The organism is Paenibacillus sp. HJGM_3 (genome assembly GCF_045062745.1).
In the GTDB taxonomy this organism is placed as follows: Bacteria; Bacillota; Bacilli; order Paenibacillales; family NBRC-103111; genus Paenibacillus_AA.
Genome location: NZ_JBJGED010000008.1, coordinates 173,181 through 189,195, shown reverse-complemented (window position 1 = coordinate 189,195; position 16,015 = coordinate 173,181). Strand labels below are relative to the sequence as shown.

General features: G+C 59.0%; 16 protein-coding genes. 13 read left to right on the top strand and 3 right to left on the bottom strand.

Translation table 11 applies throughout. The features are described from left to right. Positions 1-53 precede the first annotated feature (53 nt). The 4 genes from ACI5FR_RS11820 to deoC all read left to right on the top strand — a co-directional run bounded on the left by ACI5FR_RS11820 (position 54) and on the right by deoC (position 3,428). Complete coding sequence (locus ACI5FR_RS11820) at positions 54-821, top strand: 16S rRNA (uracil(1498)-N(3))-methyltransferase (RefSeq protein WP_405454623.1); 768 nt, start codon at positions 54-56, stop codon at positions 819-821. Positions 822-826: 5 nt separating this feature from the next. Then, positions 827-2,197 (top strand): tRNA (N(6)-L-threonylcarbamoyladenosine(37)-C(2))-methylthiotransferase MtaB, encoded by a 1,371-nt coding sequence (mtaB, locus tag ACI5FR_RS11815; protein ID WP_405454621.1) that lies wholly within the window; start codon positions 827-829, stop codon positions 2,195-2,197. 104 nt (positions 2,198-2,301) lie between these two features. After that, a complete protein-coding gene (locus ACI5FR_RS11810; RefSeq protein ID WP_405454619.1) occupies positions 2,302-2,733 on the top strand; it encodes an NUDIX hydrolase in 432 nt (143 codons plus the stop codon). After that, the gene (gene deoC / locus ACI5FR_RS11805) at positions 2,733-3,428 is read left to right on the top strand and encodes a deoxyribose-phosphate aldolase (protein WP_405454618.1); all 696 of its coding nucleotides are present in this window, start codon (positions 2,733-2,735) and stop codon (positions 3,426-3,428) included. Before ACI5FR_RS11810 ends, deoC begins: the two co-directional genes overlap by 1 nt. On the opposite strand, the gene ACI5FR_RS11800 is transcribed toward deoC, so the two are convergent. Continuing rightward, a complete protein-coding gene (locus tag ACI5FR_RS11800) occupies positions 3,406-4,368 on the bottom strand; it encodes a Na/Pi cotransporter family protein (RefSeq protein ID WP_405454616.1) in 963 nt (320 codons plus the stop codon). The genes deoC and ACI5FR_RS11800 overlap by 23 nt on opposite strands. A 211-nt stretch (positions 4,369-4,579) precedes the next feature. Between ACI5FR_RS11800 and ACI5FR_RS11795 the strand changes: the two genes are divergently transcribed. Together ACI5FR_RS11795 and ACI5FR_RS11790 are read left to right on the top strand one after the other, a co-directional pair. Further along, a complete protein-coding gene (locus tag ACI5FR_RS11795) occupies positions 4,580-5,968 on the top strand; it encodes a class I SAM-dependent rRNA methyltransferase (protein WP_405454614.1) in 1,389 nt (462 codons plus the stop codon). A 34-nt stretch (positions 5,969-6,002) separates the two neighbouring features. Then, positions 6,003-6,686, top strand: coding sequence for a DUF2238 domain-containing protein (locus ACI5FR_RS11790; protein WP_405454612.1), 684 nt, complete (start codon positions 6,003-6,005; stop codon positions 6,684-6,686). Between the two features lie 71 nt (positions 6,687-6,757). On the opposite strand, the gene mgrA is transcribed toward ACI5FR_RS11790, so the two are convergent. Next, positions 6,758-7,747, bottom strand: coding sequence for an L-glyceraldehyde 3-phosphate reductase (gene mgrA / locus ACI5FR_RS11785; RefSeq protein WP_405454610.1), 990 nt, complete (start codon positions 7,745-7,747; stop codon positions 6,758-6,760). Positions 7,748-8,047: 300 nt separating this feature from the next. Between mgrA and ACI5FR_RS11780 the strand changes: the two genes are divergently transcribed. The 3 genes from ACI5FR_RS11780 to ACI5FR_RS11770 all read left to right on the top strand — a co-directional run bounded on the left by ACI5FR_RS11780 (position 8,048) and on the right by ACI5FR_RS11770 (position 12,492). After that, entirely contained in the window at positions 8,048-9,832 is a 1,785-nt protein-coding gene (locus ACI5FR_RS11780; protein ID WP_405454608.1) for an ABC transporter ATP-binding protein, read from the top strand. 5 nt (positions 9,833-9,837) lie between these two features. Continuing rightward, entirely contained in the window at positions 9,838-11,871 is a 2,034-nt protein-coding gene (locus ACI5FR_RS11775; RefSeq protein ID WP_405454606.1) for an ABC transporter ATP-binding protein, read from the top strand. Positions 11,872-11,964: 93 nt separating this feature from the next. After that, positions 11,965-12,492 carry a YfiT family bacillithiol transferase gene (locus tag ACI5FR_RS11770; protein WP_405454604.1) on the top strand — a complete coding sequence of 176 codons (528 nt, stop codon included), beginning with the start codon at positions 11,965-11,967 and terminating at the stop codon, positions 12,490-12,492. A gap of 327 nt (positions 12,493-12,819) precedes the next feature. On the opposite strand, the gene ACI5FR_RS11765 is transcribed toward ACI5FR_RS11770, so the two are convergent. After that, positions 12,820-13,314, bottom strand: coding sequence for a DnaJ family domain-containing protein (locus ACI5FR_RS11765; RefSeq protein WP_405454602.1), 495 nt, complete (start codon positions 13,312-13,314; stop codon positions 12,820-12,822). A 223-nt stretch (positions 13,315-13,537) separates the two neighbouring features. Between ACI5FR_RS11765 and ACI5FR_RS11760 the strand changes: the two genes are divergently transcribed. From ACI5FR_RS11760 to ACI5FR_RS11745, 4 genes are all read left to right on the top strand, one after another. Continuing rightward, positions 13,538-14,266 (top strand): glucosamine-6-phosphate deaminase, encoded by a 729-nt coding sequence (locus ACI5FR_RS11760; RefSeq protein ID WP_405454600.1) that lies wholly within the window; start codon positions 13,538-13,540, stop codon positions 14,264-14,266. A 138-nt stretch (positions 14,267-14,404) separates the two neighbouring features. Beyond that, a complete protein-coding gene (locus ACI5FR_RS11755; RefSeq protein WP_405454598.1) occupies positions 14,405-14,926 on the top strand; it encodes an AAA family ATPase in 522 nt (173 codons plus the stop codon). Next, complete coding sequence (locus ACI5FR_RS11750; protein ID WP_405454596.1) at positions 14,923-15,384, top strand: VanZ family protein; 462 nt, start codon at positions 14,923-14,925, stop codon at positions 15,382-15,384. Before ACI5FR_RS11755 ends, ACI5FR_RS11750 begins: the two co-directional genes overlap by 4 nt. A gap of 16 nt (positions 15,385-15,400) precedes the next feature. Continuing rightward, complete coding sequence (locus ACI5FR_RS11745) at positions 15,401-16,015, top strand: hypothetical protein (protein WP_405454595.1); 615 nt, start codon at positions 15,401-15,403, stop codon at positions 16,013-16,015.

Sequence of the window (16,015 nt, the reverse complement as noted above, 5' to 3'; positions counted from 1 at the left end):
AAAGAGGTAAGATGTAGGGTGGATATTCCCCGGAAAGAGTGACAGCGAACGAGATGCAAAGATATTTTATTGCGCCCGAACAATTGACGGCGACGGAAGCGGTGCTGACCGGCGACGACGCCCACCATCTGGTGAAGGTAATGCGGGCCCGCCCCGGTCAGACAATCATATGCAGCGACGGTCAAGGCCGGGAGGTGCTGGCCGAGATTACCGCGCTGGAGCCGGGCATCGTCCGGGCGAGCGTCGTCGAGACGTTGCCGCTCACGGCCGAACCGGCGGTGCACGTCTGGATTGCACAGAGCCTTCCCAAGGGAGACAAGCTCGAGCTCGTCATCCAGAAAGGTACGGAGATCGGAGCCGCGCGCTTCCTCCCGTTCCTGTCCGCCCGTACCGTCGTGCAGTACGATGAGCGCAAGGAAGCGAAGCGGGTCGACCGTTGGCGCAAGATCGCCAAGGAAGCGGCCGAGCAGGCACACCGCAACCGCGTGCCGGTGATTGAAGCTCCGCTAACGTGGAAGCAGCTGCTGAACCGTGTACCGGAGGCGGACGCGGCGTTTTTTTGCTACGAGAAGCCGAGCGGCCGACAGCTCCGCGAAGCGCTGCGGGACGCGTTCCCGGCCGATTCGGCGGAGACGCGTGCGGGGCGGACCGTCCTGCTCGTCATCGGGCCGGAGGGTGGCTTCACCGAGCAGGAGCTGCAGGAGGCAGAGGCCGCGGGCTGCGTGGCGGTAGGTTTGGGTGCACGAATCCTCCGCACCGAGACGGCCGGCATGGTCGGCTTGACATGCGTGTTATACGAAACAGGAGAGATGGGAGGCTGACGGCGATGTCCACAGTGGCGTTTCACACGCTGGGCTGCAAAGTCAACTTTTACGATACGGAAGCAATCTGGCATTTGTTCAAAAATGAAGGATACGAGCAAGTCGATTTCGAGCAGACGGCCGACGTGTATGTCATTAACACGTGCACGGTTACGAACACCGGCGACAAGAAGAGCCGCCAAATTATCCGGCGCGCCATCCGGCGCAATCCGGATGCGGTCGTCGCGGTGACGGGCTGCTACGCGCAGACGTCGCCCGCCGAGCTGCTGGCGATCCCGGGCGTCGATCTCGTCATCGGGACGCAGGATCGGGATAAGATTCTGCCGCTCATCCGCCAATACGAGCAGGAGCGCCAACCGATCAACGCGGTGCGGAACATCATGAAGACGCGCGAGTTCGAAGAGCTGGACGTACCGCAGTTCGACGACCGGACCCGGGCGTTCCTGAAAATTCAGGAGGGCTGCAACAACTTCTGCACGTTTTGCATCATTCCGTGGTCGCGCGGGCTCATGCGCAGCCGGAAGCCGGAGAGTGTCATCAAGCAGGCCCAAATGCTCGTAGAAGCCGGGTACCAGGAAATCGTCCTGACAGGTATTCATACCGGCGGGTATGGGGAAGATATGGAAGCTTACGGTTTGGCCGACCTGCTGTGGGATCTGGATAAGGTGGAGGGCCTGAAGCGCATCCGCATCAGCTCCATTGAGGCGAGCCAAATCAACGACCGGGTGATCGAGGTGCTGAACAAGTCGCCCAAGATGTGCCGGCATCTGCACATTCCGCTCCAGGCCGGAGACGACCGCGTGCTCGCTCGCATGCGCCGCAAGTATACGACCGCGGAGTTCGGCGAGAAGATCGCCCAGCTGCACAAGGCGATGCCGGGGGTTGCGATCACGACCGATGTGATCGTCGGATTCCCTGGCGAGACGGAAGAGATGTTCCGTGAGGGCGTCGCGTTCATGAAGCGGATGGACTTTGCCGAGATGCATGTGTTCCCTTATTCCAAACGGACCGGGACGCCTGCCGCGCGGATGGAAGATCAGGTGGACGAGGAAGTGAAGAACGAGCGCGTGCACGAGCTGATCGACTTGTCGGAGCAGATGCAGCTCGCTTATGCCGAGCGCTATGTAGGCGCCGAGGTGGAGGTCATCCCGGAGCGGACGTACAAGGGAGCGCCGGACAGCGGCCTCATTCAGGGCTACTCGGACAACTACCTGAACGTCGTGTTCCAGGGATCGAAGGACATGATCGGCCAAGTGTGCCTGGTACGCGTGACCGAAGCCGGCGTAAACGAATGCCAGGGAGAACTCGTGCGGGTGTTGGAGCGTCCGGACGTACGGCCGGGAGCCGCTAGGGCAGCGGTGGCGGCGGCGCAGTAAGGGATTTTGTGCAACGACAGGATTTCGTCTCTTGCGAATAGGGACGGAATCCTTCTTGTATATATGAAGTACACCGATTTGGATGACGAAAGGGGAGGATACGCATGAAAGAAATTTCTGCAGGCGGCGTCGTATTCCGGCGCACCGGCGACCAAGTGATGATCCAGCTGATCGAAGACCGCTACGGCCGCATTACGCTGGCGAAGGGCAAGATGGAGCCGGGCGAGACGATCGAGCAGACCGCGCTTCGCGAGATCGAAGAGGAAACCGGCATTCGCGGCCGGATTCATCAGAAGCTAGAGACCGTGTCGTACCAATATGAGCATCCCGTGCATGGCCCTATAGAGAAGGAAGTGCACTATTACTTAGTGCAAGCGATGGACGGTACGCATGAGGCGCAAGTGGAAGAAATTCATGCCGTCGATTGGGTGTCGCCGGAAGAAGCCTGGAGCAAGCAAACGAAGCAGGGATACCCGAACAACGAGATTGTCCTGAGACGGGCCCTGCAACTACTTGGAAAAGAGGTCAAACCCTGATGAGTCCATCTATCGCCGAAGTCGCATCTACGATCGACCATACGTTGCTTAAGGCCGATGCTACGGCATCGGCTATACATAAGCTTTGCCGCGAGGCCGCCGAGCACCGCTTCTACAGCGTGTGCGTGAACGGATTTTGGGTGCCGTTCTGTCGCGAACAGCTGGCCGGCACGGACGTCAAGATCAGTGCTGTCGTCGGGTTCCCGCTCGGCGCGTCCGCTTCCGCCGTGAAGGCGTTCGAGGCGGCCCGGGCCGCGGAGCAGGGAGCGGGCGATATCGACATGGTGCTCGCGATCGGCTTGCTCTTGGAAGGCAATCACGCCGCGGTACAAGCGGATATCCGCGAAGTCGTGCGCGCTGTCGAAGATCAGGCGATCGTCAAGGTCATTCTGGAGACGGGCTTCCTGAACGAGGAGCAGAAGCGCACCGCTTGTCAGCTGGCGGAGCAGGCCGGCGCGCATTTCGTGAAGACGTCGACCGGCTTCGGCCCCGGAGGGGCCACGCTGGACGACATTCGGCTCATGCGGGCGTCGGTGTCGCCGCATGTGCAAGTGAAAGCGTCGGGCGGCGTACGCGATTGGCCGACGGCGGTGGCGATGCTGGAGGCGGGGGCGACTCGCCTCGGCACGAGCTCCGGCGTCGCGATCTTGAGCGGCGCGGGCGGTGCGGCCCCTACGCAGACGGGCGGTTATTGAAGACCGGCAAGTAGCAGAGCGGAAGCGCAAGGAGCGAGCTGACGATGTTGAACAGCGTCTGCGCGTGGGCGATTTGCCCGGAGGCCGACTCGCTGAGCAGGACGGAGGCTTGGTGCAGGAGCGGCAGGAGCGGCAAGAACAGCGCGGCGCCGCCAACGTTGAGCGCGATGTGCGACCACGCTACGAACCTTCCGCTGCGGCTCGCGCCGATGCTCGCGATGAGCGCCGTGACGCACGTGCCGACGTTCGCGCCGAGCACGATGGCGATGCCGACCTCGACCGGCACGACCTGCACGGAGGCGAGCCCCATCGTCATCGCGATGACCGCGGCGCTGCTGTGGATGAGTGCGGTCACGATCATGCCCGCGAATACACCCCACAGTATGCTGCGCTGAGCATGGTCCACGAACCACGCGAACAGACCGCGCGACTGCAGCTCGGGCACGATCGTCTGCATCACCTCGACGCCGAGCATGACGGCGGCGAAGCCGCACGCCGCGAGGGACAAGCATCGCACGCTGTGCAGCCAGCGCCGCGTGCGGAATGAGCGGATCGGGACGAGCGCGAGCGTCCCGAGCCAGACGGCCGCCGCGCCGAGCAGTACCGGCAGCGCGAGCCTCGTCAGGTTTAGGCCGATGAGCTCCGTCGTCAGGCATGTGCCGATATTCGTGCCGAGAATGAGGCCGAGCGTACGGGGAAACGTCATCAGCCCGGTATTCACCAGGCCGATGCAGATGACGGTGATGGCGCTGCTGCTCTGGAGGACGGCGGTGACCCCTGTTCCGATCAGCAGGCCTCGCAGAGGGGTGCGGGTGAACCGCTCGATCAGTCGGGACAAGTAAGGACCGGCCCATTGATGAAGCGCAAGCTCCATTACCTTCATCCCGGTCAGGAAGACGCCTAAGCCGACGAGAAGCGGGAGAACGATGTGCTGCAGCATATTGGGGCTCCTTTTGCGTTTTTACGGAATGGGATTGTAGTATCCCGGGGCCCTCGCAAAGTAAAAGGAATCATCTTAAGAGATTTGCATCACTTTGTGGGGATTAAGGACATACTCAAGAATATGTGGGGGAAAGGACGGGCATGACAAGCTTTTGGCGGTGGGCGAAGCGGTGTCAGGCCCTTACATACGAGGAGGATCGGATCGGAAGATGGCAACGGTGGTGTTGGACCGCAAGCGGAAGAAACGGGTGGAGCATGGGCACCCTTGGGTTTATCAGAATGAAATCGAACGCATCGACGGACACTATGAGCCCGGCGACCTCGTGCAAGTGACGACGCATCAAGGGCAATCGCTCGCGGTAGGCTATATCAATCCGCACTCGCAGATTACGGTCCGTATCGTCAGCTACTCTCCGCTAGAACGAATGGACCGCGACTTCTTCGTCGGCCGGATTCGCCAGGCGCTGGCACACCGGGACCGGTTCGTGACGAACACCGACGCGTACCGGCTCGTCTTCGGGGAAGCGGACTTCCTTCCCGGTCTAGTCGTGGACAAGTATGCCGACGTGCTCGTCGTGCAGATTTTGTCCCTCGGCATGGATCTGTGCCGGGACGCGATCGTGGAGGCGCTGCGAGAGGTAATGAATCCTAGCGGCATCTACGAGCGGAGCGATGTGCCGGTACGCCGGCTGGAAGGGTTGGAGCCGCGGACGGGTGTTCTGTACGGAGATTGCCCCAGACACGTGCGCATCGTCGAAAACGGCCTGCAGCTCGAAGTGGATATCGTCGAAGGCCAGAAAACCGGCTATTTCTTCGACCAGCGGGAGAATCGCGCCTCCATCGCCAAGCTTATGACAGGCTGGGGCGCGCGGAGCGGGATTGCCCTGCGCCGGATCGAGTCGGATGACCCATCGGGAGGCCGCCTGGCTCCGGTTAACGCCAACGGCAAGGAAGTGACGTTCCCATATTGGGACGGTGCTAGCGTGCTGGAGTGCTTCTCCCATACGGGAAGCTTCACGCTCCACGCCTGCTTATACGGCGCCAAGAAGGTGACGTGCCTCGATATTTCGGAGCACGCCATCGAGAGCGCGAAGCGCAACGTGGAGCTGAATGGCTTCGAGGACCGCGTCGAATTCGTCGTGGCGGATGCGTTCGACTACTTGCGGGAGCAGGTTCGCGGGTTAGAGGAACGGAAGAGCCGGGCAAACACGGGGAGCGAAGGCTCCTCCGCCAAGAAAGTGGACACGTCGAAGCCGATGGCCGCCCAGGGCCGGACGTGGGATGTCGTCATTCTGGACCCGCCCGCGTTCGCCAAAACCCGAAGCGCGGTCGAATCGGCCTGCCGAGGGTACAAGGACATCAACCTGCATGCGATGAAGCTGGTGAACGAGGGCGGCTACTTAGTGACGGCCAGCTGCTCGTATCATGTGAGGCCGGAGTTGTTCCTCGAAACGATTCACGCGGCTGCGGCCGATGCAGGGAAGGTTGTCCGGCTGATTGACTTTCATGGGGCGGGCAAGGACCATCCGCATATTTTGGGCGTGGACGAGGGAGATTATTTGAAGTTCGCCATTCTGGAAGTGCGTTCGCGCCAATAACTCAGAATCCAGTCTTAAGTAGGGAGGGCCCGCCATGGAAGGGCGAGACCGACATCACGAGAAACCTCCAACATCCGCCGTCCAAGCGTCCCCCTACCGGGTTCGCGGTTGGAAAGGAAACCGCCTGCTTCACGGGATGCTGCTCCTGTATGCCGCGTATTGGATCGTGGCGGCCATTAAGCCGACGAGTCGGGGGGAATGGCTGCTGGAGAACATCCTGGTTGCGCTCACCGCGCTTGTTCTGGGGTTGACGTACAGGAAGTTTAAGTTTTCAAACCTCTCTTACTTCTTCATCCTGCTGTACCTCGTGTTCCATACATATGGCGCTCACTATACTTATTCAGCTACCCCGTTCGACAACTGGCTAAAATCGGCGTTCGATACCAAACGGAGCTATTACGACCGGGTCGTTCATTTTCTGTTCGGCTTTCTGCTCGCTTATCCGGTCCGAGAATGGTTCGTCCGGCTGTCCGGTCTTGCCAAGCAATGGACTTTGCTCATCCCGATTATCTTGCTCGTGACGTTCAGCAGCATTTTCGAAATCTTCGAGATGCGCATTGCGTTGATCATGAAAAGCCAATTGGCCCGAGATTACGTGGGACTGCAGGGGGACGTCTGGGATTCGGTCAAGGATATCGAAATGGGGTTGTTGGGGGCGGTACTCGGGTCACTTGGGCTATATATCTGGTATCGCCGGAAAGCGCGAAAGCCCGGCTAACAAAAAATCGGCATGAGCTCTACTAGGTAGAGGCTCATGCCTTATTTCGTTTAGGCTTTGCGTGCGGTCCGTTATTGGGCGGACAACGCGTCGATTCGGCGCAGCTCGTCCTCCGTAAACGTCAAGTTGCTAAGCGCGGCCACATTCTCCTCGATCTGCGACACGCGGCTTGCCCCGATCAGGGCCGAAGTCACGCGTCCGCCTCTTAACACCCAGGCAAGCGCCATTTGAGCGAGGGACTGCCCACGCTCCGCGGCCAGCTCGTTCAGTCCCCGGATGACTTGCAGCTTCTCCTCGGTAATGTTGTTGGTCTTCAAAAATACATTCCTAGCGGCGCGGGAATCTTCAGGGATCCCCTGCAAATACCGTGAAGTAAGGAGCCCTTGAGCGAGCGGACAGAAGGCGATGCTGCCGATGCCCTCTTCGTCCAACACGTCCTGCAAGCCTTTCTCGATCCAGCGGTTCAGAATGGAGTAGCTCGGCTGATGGATGAGGAGCGGCGTTCCGAGACGCTTCATGATCGCAGACGCCTCGGCGGTCTGCTCGGCGCTGTAGGAAGAAATGCCGACGTAGAGCGCCTTCCCCTGGCGGACGAGCAAATCGAGCGCCCCCATCGTCTCTTCCAGCGGGGTCTCCGGGTCCGGACGGTGGGAATAGAAAATATCGACATAGTCGAGTCCCATCCGCTTCAAGCTCTGATCCATGCTGGCGACGATGTATTTCTTGGACCCCCAGTCTCCGTACGGACCGGGCCACATGAGGTAGCCGGCCTTGGTTGAGATGATCAGCTCATCGCGATATCCGCGAAAATCGGATCTCAGAATCGAGCCGAAATGTTCCTCGGCGGATCCCGGGGGAGGGCCGTAATTGTTCGCAAGGTCAAAATGGGTGATGCCCAAGTCGAAGGAACGGGTCAGCATGTCCCGCATGTTTACTTGCCGGTCGATTCCGCCGAAATTGTGCCACAAGCCTAACGAGATGGCGGGGAGCTTCAGTCCGGATTTGCCGCATCGGGTGTACTTCATCGAGTCGTAGCGCGAAGATTGAGGGAAATATGCCACTGGTCCAGCCTCCTAATTCATTGGGTAAGTACTATGTTTTATGATACCGATTGCAAATAGCTAGAGCAAGGGGCGGGAAAAATCGTTCATACTTGATTTGTACCCTGTCTTTAGCGTGCAAGTCTGCTATTCTGAATAGGTTGCTTTTTCCCGAATGCGTTTTTTAGCCCCGGGGTCCCCGCAAAGTTATTTGCAAAAGCATCGAAGGCACTCTTCAGTTGGTGTGGGGTAAAAAAATTGGGGCTATCCCAATAAATAACAGTCATGTATAATGGGACAATAGCACATAAAACGGAACGTATGTTCCGATGCAATGGGGTGGAACGGTTGAACTTTATTTCCAAGCTTTCATGGTTTTTCAAGGAACGGTGGGCGTACTACACGTTCTCAATCGCGGCGATCGTAGTCGTCAATCTGCTGAGCATCATTCCGCCTAAAATGATAGGGACGGTCATCGACTCGATTCGCATTCACGAACTGACCGCGTCCTCACTGACCCGAACGATCGCGTTTCTGGTCGGGCTGGCGCTTGTCGTCTACGTCTTGAATTTTTTCTGGGTTCAGACTCTGTTCGGCAATTCGGCGCTGCTCGAGACGAGTTTGCGCTCCAGACTGTTCCGCCATTTGATGCGGATGACGCCTTCCTTTTTCCATCGGAACCGAACCGGAGACTTGATGGCGCTCGCGACGAATGACGTGATGGCGATCAGCCAGACGGCCGGCTTCGGGGTACTCACGCTGGTCAGCACTCTTGTAGGTACGTCCGTCGTGCTCGTGACGATGGTCGTTCTGATCGATTACAAGCTGATGTTAGCCGCCTTGATCCCGCTGCCCTTCCTCGCGATCGCGATCAACGTGTTGGGCAAGCGGATGCGGCGCCGGTTTCTCGCGGCACAAGCTTCGTTCGGCAGGATGAACGACCATGCGCTCGAGTCGATCTCCGGGCTGCGGGTGCTGCGCTCTTACGTGCAGGAGCAGCGCGACCTGTCCGCTTTCGATCAAGTGACGAAGGACGTGATGGAGAAGAACCGCAGCGTCGCCGTCATCAGCTCGATGTTCCAACCGGTGATCTCCTCCATCGTCGGCGTCAGCTATTCGATCGGATTGGGCTACGGCTCTTATTTGGTGTTCCACAACGAGCTGACGCTCGGTCAGCTCGTCTCCTTCAACATCTATTTGGGCATGCTGATCTGGCCGATGATTTCTTTTGGCGAATTTATCAATATTTTGCAGCGGGGCACTGCTTCGGCGGACCGGATGTACGACTTGTTCGCCCAGCGAGCGGACGTGCAGCCGCCGACGAAACCGCTTGCGGTCGAGGTGCCTGTGTCGATCGAGTTCGACGGCTTGACGTTCCGCTATCCGTCCGCACAGGCCGATAGTCTGAAGGATATTCGCTTCCGGTTGCAGCGCGGCGAGACGCTCGGCATCGTGGGCCGGACGGGGAGCGGGAAGAGCACGCTCCTCAAGCAGCTGCTGCGGCAGTATCCGCTCGAGGAGGGCAAGGTGCTCGTCACCGGCGTTCCGATTGAACGGATCGACATCGAGAACGTCAAGAGCTGGGTCGGGTATGTGCCGCAGGAGCACCTGCTGCTCTCCAAGAGCATTCGCGACAACATCGCCTTGGGCAAGCAGGACGCGTCGGCCGATGAACTCGACCGGGTCGTCGCCATGGCTTCGTTCAGCGACGATATCGCGCAGATGAAGGAGGGCCTCGCCACCGTGATCGGCGAATACGGCGTCATGCTGTCCGGCGGTCAGAAGCAGCGGGTCGGCATTGCCCGCGCGCTGCTGACGGATCCGGAGATCCTCATCCTGGACGACGCGCTGTCGGCCGTGGATGCGCGGACGGAGAGCCGGATTCTGGGCAATATTAGAAGGGAGCGCGAGGGCAAGACGACGCTGATCGCGACCCACCGGCTGTCCGCGGTTCAGCATGCCCAGCTCATACTCGTGCTCGACGAAGGAAGAATCGTCGAGCGCGGTACGCATGAAGAGCTGATGGCGCGGGGCGGCTGGTACAAGGAGCAGTATGTCCGCCAGCAGACCGAATCCTCGCTTATGAACGAATTGGAGAAGGAGTGACCGCTATGGAATCTATCGAATCCGAGAGAATCCCGACTTCGCTGGGCCGTCGGCTGACCGCCTATGCGATGCTGTACAAAGGGCGGATCTCGCTGGCCTTGCTTATCCTGCTGGTCGCGGTAGGGACACAGCTCGCGGGGCCTTACATCGCGAAGATCATTATCGACAAGCATATATTGGCGATCGAGCAGCCGTGGTACGAGACGAATCCGAGCCAAGTCCCTCCGGGTACGCAGTCGATCGAGTACCAGGGCAAAGCGTTCATCCGGGCGGATTGGCTGTCCCCAGGGCAATCGACTCAAGGGTGGGCGCAGGCGACCGTGAAGCAGGAGAGCTCCTCCTTCCGGCTCACCAGCACGTCCGGAACGAATACCGTACTCAGCGGGGAGGACGTGCAGCATTTCTACAGCGAGGACATTCGTCCCATCATGGGGCTCATCGCGCTCTATTTGTCTCTGCTGCTCGTCTCCGGCGCATTGACGTTCACCCAATCCTACATCCTCCAAACGGCGGCGCTCAGCATCATCCAGCGTATGCGGATGGACATCTTGAAGCAAATTCACCGCATCCCGGTACGCTACTTCGACAATACGCCGATCGGCCAGGTGGTGTCCCGGATCGCGAACGATACGGAAGCCATTCGGGATCTGTTCATGAGCTTCATGGCCACCTTCGTCGTCAGCGGCGTGAACTTGATCGGCATCTTCGTCGCGATCGCGATTTTGGACTGGAGGCTCGCGCTCATAACGCTTGTGCTCATCCCGTTCTTCTATTTAGTCATGAGGTTCCACCTCAAGTATGCGAAGGGCTACGTGACGATTATGCGGGCACGCCTCAGCGACATGAATGCGATGCTGAACGAGACGATCAACGTCATGCCGATCATCCAGGCTTTCCGGCGGGAGAAGGGGCGCACCGAAGAATTCGAGTCGTTGAACCAGGAACGGTACTTGAACCAGCGCAAGCAATTCCGTCTGTTCTCCTTATCGGCCCGGAACATCGTCGGCCTCGTAGGCAGCCTGTGCACCGCGCTCGTCCTGTGGTATTACGGCAAGCAGTCCCTTGAGACCGCGATCTCGTTCGGGGTGCTGTACGCGTTCATCGATTATTTGGGCCGGGTGTTCCAGCCGATCATCGGCATCTTCGAACAGCTGACGAACGCTCAGCGCGCCTTCGTGTCGGCCGAGCGGGTATTCGCCCTGCTGGACCGGGAGGGCGTCGACCTGGATGAGCGTCCTAGCGCTCCCCGGCCGAACGGGCTCGTGCAGTTCGAGAACGTCTCGTTCGCCTACAAGAACGAAGATTATGTGCTTCGCAACATTTCGTTCGAAGCGCGCCAGGGCGAGACGATCGCACTCGTCGGGCATACCGGCTCCGGCAAGAGCTCGATCATGAATTTGCTGCTCGGCTTCTATGAGCCGAGCCAAGGACGGATTGCGATCGACGGGCGGGACATCGCGACGTTTTCCAAGCAGGAGCTTCGTCAGCATATGGGCATCGTCCTGCAGGACCCGTTCTTGTTCACGGGCGACATCGGGTTCAACGTCAGCTTGTACAACGAGGCGATCGACGAGACGCGGATCCGCCAGGCGCTGCGGGATGTGGGGGCGGAGAGCTTCGTGAACCAGCTGCCCGGCGGCTTGCACGAGCCGGTCGTAGAGCGCGGCAACACGTTGTCCGCCGGCCAGCGGCAGCTCATCTCGTTCGCCCGCGCGCTCGCCTTCAACCCGGCGATTCTCATCCTCGACGAAGCGACCGCGAGCATCGATTCCGAGACGGAGGGCATCATCCAGCATGCGCTGCATGTGCTGAGGGAGGGGCGCACGACTTTCGTCATCGCGCACCGCCTGTCCACGATCCGAGATGCGGACCGAATCCTCGTCCTGCATCACGGCGAGATCGTGGAAAGCGGCACGCACGAGCAGCTCATGGAGCAGCAGGGCCGCTACTACAAGATGTACCAGCTGCAGAAAGGCGAGGCCGCCCGCTCTACGGTTGGACCGCCTGTCATCCTGAGCCCCGGGCTTCCCGCGAAGTAATCGGAATAAGCTACGAAGGCCTACTTCACTTTGTGGGGTTTCTTTAGCCCCGGGGTTCCCGCGAAGTAATCAACGAAGAGGAGTGTGGTTTCGATGTCAACGGATTTGCGTTACCCGATCGGCCGGTTCCAAGCGCCGGCCCAGCTCGACGACGCGGTTCGCCTGGGGTGGATAGAAGAGATCGCCTCGCTGCCGGCCCGGCTACGCGAGGCTACCGCCGGCCTGACCGAGGAGCAGCTGGACACCCCGTATCGACCGGATGGATGGACGGTACGGCAGGTCGTGCATCATGTGGCCGACAGCCACATGAACAGCTGGATCCGGTTCAAGCTCGCACTGACCGAGGAGCAGCCGACGATTAAGCCATACGCGGAAGACCGGTGGGCCGAGCTTCCGGATTCGAGGGAGCTGGCGATCGAGCCGTCGCTCGTCCTGCTCGACGCGCTTCATGAGCGCTGGGTCGTCCTGCTGCGCAGCATGAGCGAGGCCGACTTCGCAAGAACGTTCTTGCATCCCGATTCGGGAGTTGTCTCCCTGAGCCGGAATCTGGGCATTTACGCTTGGCACGGCAACCACCACCTGGCGCACATCACGTCGCTGAAGCGGCGTATGGACTGGTAGTGTGGGATGGTAGCCGGTCGGCGTACCGGCTGTCAGCCGCATGGGTTGGTAGCTGATATGCGAATAGGCCGGTGCACGAGAGGGAATTTCTCCCTCACTCTGAGCGGAGTTGTGCCAATTATAGTCTATAACAGGGAAAACCTCCCCCTTTTTGACCGGAAAACGCCTGATTTAGGCTGGTTCGTCAAAAAGTGAGGGAGGTTTTCCCCTACATCTCAGCAAAACCGAGGGAATGCCACTAAAAAGAGGGAGAAAATCCCTCTGTTAGCGTCCGCGCATGCCAAGAAACCGTCCGGGCTCGCCCGGACGGGGCTCGTGCATTTATGTCTATTGCCAGCGCTCGAGCTGATCGCGGATAGTGTCTTTGAAGATGCGGCCCTTCTGCAGAATAGGGGTCGGGACCGAGATGTTGTAGCGGACGATTTGCTTGTTAATGGCGGCGATTTCTTCATCGGTTACGGATTCGGATTGGCCGAGCTCGATCCGCTTGATCAGCTTCTCGATCCGGGTGCGGATCTCATGCTGCAGCTCCAGCCAAGGGGGCAGGACGTTGGCATTTTTGAGCATCGAATTAAGCGGATCCCCGTCCTGGACCGTGATGGGCTTGCCCTTGCCCGCCAAATTATCGAAGCCTCCGCTATCCATACAATCTTGAAACGCTTGGTCCAAATAACTGTTTAAATTGCGCACCTGAGCGATCGACTGGGCGGAGTCCTCCGCCACTTGCGCGGGCATCGCTTGCTTGTCCGTTTTCGCATCACCTATAGAGACTACGGCGATTTCCTGATTGTCCGACTTCTTGCGAAACCATTTGATCTGCACGCCAACCATCCTCTCGTAACGATCATGACAACCCTTACAATTCCATTATAAGCGCCGCCTTGCCGCGCGAAACGGGCAAATCGTGAGAATATTGTGACTGTTTCCGGCAGGAGGGGAATCGTTATTTTATTAAAGACAGATGACCGGGCGTGTGATAAACTATTCGTGGAATAGTAATCGATTACTACAAATAAAATCAGCCGAATAAGGAGCGAAAACGAGGATGAACATTCATAAGGCGGACAATGCCGGGCTGCTAGGCGAGCTGGCGGCGAATCAAGCGGCGGAGGTACTGCAGAGCACGATCGAGCGGCAAGGCTATGCCCGGATCGTGTTATCGACGGGTGCTTCCCAATTTCCTTTCTTCGAAGCGCTCAAGGCGAAGCCGATCGACTGGAGCAAGGTGGAGATGTTCCATTTGGACGAGTACGTCGGGTTGCCGGAATCCCATCCAGCGAGCTTCCGCAAGTACTTGAAGGAGCGATTCCTTTCCTTCGCACCGGTGGCGCAGGCGCATCTGGTGGATGGGGAGGGCGACGTCGCCGCTCACCTCGCAGATTTGACTAACGAAATTCGAAAAGCCCCGATTGACCTGGCGCTGATCGGAATCGGAGAGAACGCGCATATTGCGTTCAACGACCCGCCCGCCGATTTCGAGACGCGGGAGGCGTACATCGTCGTCAATCTGGATGAAGCATGCAAGGCGCAGCAAGTCCGGGAAGGCTGGTTCGAGTCGCTCGACACCGTACCGAAACAGGCGATTACGATGACCGTCCATCAAATTTTAAGCAGCCGGACGATTATCTCCGTCGTGCCCCACGAGGTGAAGGCGGAGGCGATCCGCAGCACACTGCGCGAGGGCGTGACGAACACGGTTCCGGCTTCGATTCTCAAGACGCACGGGGACTGGTCGCTGTACCTGGATCGCAACTCGGCTTCGCTAATCGAATAGCTGCATCCTTCTCTTGGGCCGTCCATTTTGGACGGCTTTTTTCAACCGGTTTTGAGCGCGGGTAACCGGGACGCTAGGGGGCCGTCTGTGGTACAATAACGCTACAACACAATCCGGCGAGGAGGCTCTCATCGCGACATGATCATCATGATAAACGGCGCGTTCGGCGTTGGTAAAACGACGGCAGCCGAGAAGCTCGTCCGCGCCATTCCCGACAGCATGCTGTTCGACCCGGAGGAGGTCGGCTACATGCTCAGAGCGATCCTCGCGGGTACGGTTACGGGACCGGAGAATACGGGCGATTTCCAGGATTTCGAGCTGTGGAAGGTATTGACCGTCCAGGTGGCGGAGCAATTGATCTCCCGCTACGGCAAGCACCTGATCGTGCCGATGACTTTGTACAAACGAAGCAATTATGACTATATCCGGGATGGATTCAACCGATTGGATGTGCGCACATATTACTTCTGCCTGCTGGCAAGCGAAGCCGCGATCTACGAGAGATTGAGAGCACGGGGCGAGAAGGAAGGCCAGTGGGTGTTCCGGCAGACGAAGCGATGTGTCGAAGCGCTCCGGGATCCAGTGTTCGCCGAGTATATCGATACGGAATCGCTAGTGCCCGAAGCGATCGTCGATTACATTCAGGCGGCCGTCCGATGAGGCGGCATACGTTCCCGAGCCCCTGGCTGCGATTCCTCACGGTGCTGGTCGCGATCGCATACACCCTGATTATGATGCGGCTGCTGTTTGATCGAACGAGCCTTCCCGGCCCCCACCCATTCCGGTACAATCTCATCCCCTTACGGACGATCACGCAATATATCGAATACCGCGATCATTTCAACTTCATGACCTGGTTTAAAAATTTGTTCGGCAACATCGTCCTGTTCATTCCGATCGGTGTATTCGCTCCGCTATTATCACGCGGCTGCGTGCGGTTCGTGCGCTTCATCGTAACGGCACTGGCGATTCTGCTAATCGTGGAAACGGTGCAGCTAGTTACGCGCGTCGGCAGCTTCGACGTGGACGATCTGATCTTGAATATGGCCGGAGCGCTCATCGGCTGGATCGGGATCCGGCTGTATGCAGGGCAGAGGTTCAAAAAAAGCCTAAGCTGAGCAGGGAGGCTGTGCGATGCGGCTATGGAATGTTGCGAGGAAACTTACGGGGAATCGTTATCTTCAAGCGGTACTAGGGATCATCATCCTGTCCTCGGTATTGGCGGCCGCCTATGCCGGGTTCCATACCCCGAAAGACCTCGCCATGGCCGAGTCCGTCGAGATTGGCGGGTTCCGCCTGTTCATGACGCAGCGGGAGATCGAAGAGATGGCGGGGAAAAGCGACCCGATCCCGAGCGCAGCCACATGTATGGGGTGCGGGCCCGAGTTCCTGTATACGAAGCTTCAAATCGCAGGACGCTACTCGGAGACGCTGGACCGCGACAATCCGAAGGTAAAGAGGCTCGTGTTCTCGGATGAAGCGTATGAAGCGTTCGGCGTGCGTCCGGGCATGACAATGGAGGAGGCGGCCAGCCGGCTCGAGCGGCAAGGCTTCGAGCAGCATCCGGACGAGCCGGGGGAGCGGTACCCTTTGTACTACGGCCTGAACAATATGTATGTCCGGCTGTCCACGAGCCGCGAACTGTCCCCTATAAGACGAACCCCGAGCTCCGATAGGGAGCCCGGGGACATTGTGGGCACGATCGTGTTGGAATATCGGGTTCGGGGCGACGAGAACATTCAATATTAG

Excerpts from the sequence above, each read along its gene's own strand:
- ACI5FR_RS11750 (WP_405454596.1), top strand. The coding sequence starts at position 14,923 with ATGAGGCGGCATACGTTCCCGAGCCCCTGGCTGCGATTCCTCACGGTG.
- ACI5FR_RS11800 (WP_405454616.1), bottom strand. The coding sequence starts at position 4,368 with ATGCTGCAGCACATCGTTCTCCCGCTTCTCGTCGGCTTAGGCGTCTTC.
- mtaB (WP_405454621.1), top strand. The coding sequence starts at position 827 with ATGTCCACAGTGGCGTTTCACACGCTGGGCTGCAAAGTCAACTTTTAC.
- ACI5FR_RS11790 (WP_405454612.1), top strand. The coding sequence starts at position 6,003 with ATGGAAGGGCGAGACCGACATCACGAGAAACCTCCAACATCCGCCGTC.
- ACI5FR_RS11760 (WP_405454600.1), top strand. The coding sequence starts at position 13,538 with ATGAACATTCATAAGGCGGACAATGCCGGGCTGCTAGGCGAGCTGGCG.
- ACI5FR_RS11820 (WP_405454623.1), top strand. The coding sequence starts at position 54 with ATGCAAAGATATTTTATTGCGCCCGAACAATTGACGGCGACGGAAGCG.
- ACI5FR_RS11755 (WP_405454598.1), top strand. The coding sequence starts at position 14,405 with ATGATCATCATGATAAACGGCGCGTTCGGCGTTGGTAAAACGACGGCA.
- ACI5FR_RS11810 (WP_405454619.1), top strand. The coding sequence starts at position 2,302 with ATGAAAGAAATTTCTGCAGGCGGCGTCGTATTCCGGCGCACCGGCGAC.
- ACI5FR_RS11795 (WP_405454614.1), top strand. The coding sequence starts at position 4,580 with ATGGCAACGGTGGTGTTGGACCGCAAGCGGAAGAAACGGGTGGAGCAT.
- ACI5FR_RS11775 (WP_405454606.1), top strand. The coding sequence starts at position 9,838 with ATGGAATCTATCGAATCCGAGAGAATCCCGACTTCGCTGGGCCGTCGG.
- ACI5FR_RS11745 (WP_405454595.1), top strand. The coding sequence starts at position 15,401 with ATGCGGCTATGGAATGTTGCGAGGAAACTTACGGGGAATCGTTATCTT.
- deoC (WP_405454618.1), top strand. The coding sequence starts at position 2,733 with ATGAGTCCATCTATCGCCGAAGTCGCATCTACGATCGACCATACGTTG.
- ACI5FR_RS11770 (WP_405454604.1), top strand. The coding sequence starts at position 11,965 with ATGTCAACGGATTTGCGTTACCCGATCGGCCGGTTCCAAGCGCCGGCC.
- ACI5FR_RS11780 (WP_405454608.1), top strand. The coding sequence starts at position 8,048 with ATGTTCCGATGCAATGGGGTGGAACGGTTGAACTTTATTTCCAAGCTT.